At 75.4% G+C, this 2,470-nt stretch carries 1 protein-coding gene; it reads left to right on the top strand.

Annotation, left to right across the window (positions count from 1 at the left end; genetic code table 11):
- Positions 1 to 117 precede the first annotated feature (117 nt).
- On the top strand, positions 118 to 2,470 hold a 2,353-nt coding region (locus ACYVE9_RS22940; RefSeq protein WP_461029790.1), incomplete at its 3' end, for a DEAD/DEAH box helicase.

Genomic DNA, 2,470 nt, shown 5'->3' with positions numbered 1-2,470 from the left:
ACACCCCCGGCGCCCGTACTGCGCCTGCCCCGCAGGTCGCGCCCCCTCACGGGGCCGGCGCCCCACCCGGCCGTGCCCCGGCCGCCGCTGTCGGTGCCGGGGTGCACGATGGTGTCCATGGGTCAGACCTCGGCTCTCGCCTCCTTCTCCCCGGCCACCCGCGCCTGGTTCTCCGGTGCCTTCCACGCGCCCACCGCGGCGCAGGAGGGCGCGTGGCGGGCCCTCGCGGAGGAGTCGGACGCCCTGGTCGTCGCGCCCACCGGTTCGGGAAAGACGCTGGCGGCGTTCCTCGCCTCGCTGGACCAGCTCGCCTCCGAGCCCCCGCCCGCCGAGCCGGGCCGCCGCTGCCGGGTGCTGTACGTGTCGCCGCTGAAGGCCCTCGCGGTCGACGTGGAACGCAACCTGCGCAGTCCGCTCACCGGCATCCGGCAGGAGTGCGTGCGCCGCGGCCTGCCCGAGCCGGACGTCAGGGTGGCGATCCGCTCCGGCGACACCCCGGCGGCCGAGCGCCGGGCGCTGGCCCGCCGTCCGCCGGACATCCTCATCACGACCCCCGAGTCGCTCTTCCTGATGCTCACCGCGGCGGCCCGGGAGGCGCTGCGCGGGGTGCGCACGGTGATCCTGGACGAGGTGCACGCGGTGGCCGGCACCAAGCGCGGCGCTCATCTGGCGCTGTCGCTGGAGCGGCTGGACGAGCTGCTCGACCGCCCGGCGCGCCGCATCGGGCTGTCCGCGACGGTCCGGCCGGTCGAGGAGGTGGCCCGGTTCCTCTCGCCGCAGCGGTCGGCGAAGATCGTGCAGCCCCCCTCGGCGAAGGAGTTCGACCTCAGCGTCGTCGTGCCCGTGGAGGACATGGGGGAGCTGGGCTCGTCACCCGTGCAGGACGCGGCCGGAACAGCCGCCGGCTCCTCGCCGTCGATCTGGCCGTCGGTGGAGGAACGCATCACCGACCTGGTGCAGGCGCACCGCTCGACCATCGTGTTCGTGAACTCGCGGCGGCTCGCGGAGCGGCTGTGCAACCGGCTCAACGAGATCGCCTACGAACGGGCAACCGGCGAGCCCCTGCCCGAGGCGCACTCCCCCGCGCAGCTGATGGGCGGGTCGGGGGCCGCCGAGGGCGCGCCTCCGATCCTGGCCAGGGCGCACCACGGGTCGGTGTCGAAGGAGCAGCGGGCGCAGGTCGAGGAGGACCTCAAGGCCGGTCGGCTGCCGGCCGTGGTGGCGACGTCCAGCCTGGAGCTGGGCATCGACATGGGCGCGGTGGACCTGGTGGTCCAGGTCGAGTCGCCGCCCTCGGTGGCGTCCGGTCTGCAGCGGGTGGGGCGCGCCGGACACCAGGTGGGCGCGGTGTCGGCGGGTGTCTGCTTTCCCAAGTACCGCGGTGACCTGGTGCAGTCCGCGGTCGTGACGGAACGCATGCGGCAGGGGGCCATCGAGGCCCTGCGGGTGCCCGCGAACCCGCTGGACGTGCTGGCCCAGCAGGTCGTGGCGATGGCGGCGATGGACACCTGGGACGTGGACGAGTTGCTGACCGTGGTGCGGCGGGCGGCGCCCTTCGCGTCGCTCCCGCAGTCGGCGTGGACGGCGGTGTTGGACATGCTGGCCGGCCGCTACCCGTCCGACGCGTTCGCCGAGCTGCGCCCGCGGCTGGTCTGGGACCGGGTCGCGCACACCGTCACCGGCCGCCCGGGGGCGCAGCGCCTCGCGGTGACGTCCGGCGGCACGATTCCCGACCGCGGCCTGTTCGGCGTCTTCCTCGCGGGGGCCGATCCGCAGCGCGGCGGTGGCCGGGTGGGTGAGCTGGACGAGGAGATGGTCTACGAGTCGCGGGTGGGCGACGTCTTCACGCTGGGCACCACCACCTGGCGCATCGAGGACATCACGCGCGACCGGGTGCTGGTCTCGCCGGCGCCTGGCGTGCCGGGCCGGCTGCCGTTCTGGAAGGGCGACCAGCTCGGCCGGCCGCTGGAGCTGGGCCGGGCTCTGGGTGCCTTCCTGCGGGAGCTGGGCGGTCTCGGCCGGGAGGCCGCGCAGGAGCGGCTCGGCGCCGCCGGGCTCGACGAGCTGGCGCGCGCCAATCTGCTCGCCTACCTGGACGAGCAGCGGGCGGCGTGCGGTCACGTGCCCGACGACCGCACGATCGTGGTGGAGCGGTTCCGGGACGAGCTGGGCGACTGGCGGGTGGTGGTGCACTCCCCGTTCGGCGCGCAGGTGCACGCGCCGTGGGCGCTGGCGCTGGGCGCCCGGCTCACCGAGCGGTACGGCCTGGACGCCCAGGTGATGCACGCCGACGACGGCATCGTGCTGCGGCTGCCGGACGCCGACCTGCTCGGTTCGGAAGCGGACGACGTCGTCGGCGGCGGGCAGCCGCCCAGCGGCGACCACGGCGTGGAGCAGGCCCCGGTCGGCGCGGCCGACGTGCTGCTGGACCGGGACGAGGTGGAGCAGACCGTCACCGACCAGGTGGGCG

The organism is Streptomyces sparsus (assembly GCF_054776295.1).
Note: the sequence above shows the minus strand (reverse complement) of the source record. Positions and strands in the feature narration are given on the sequence as shown.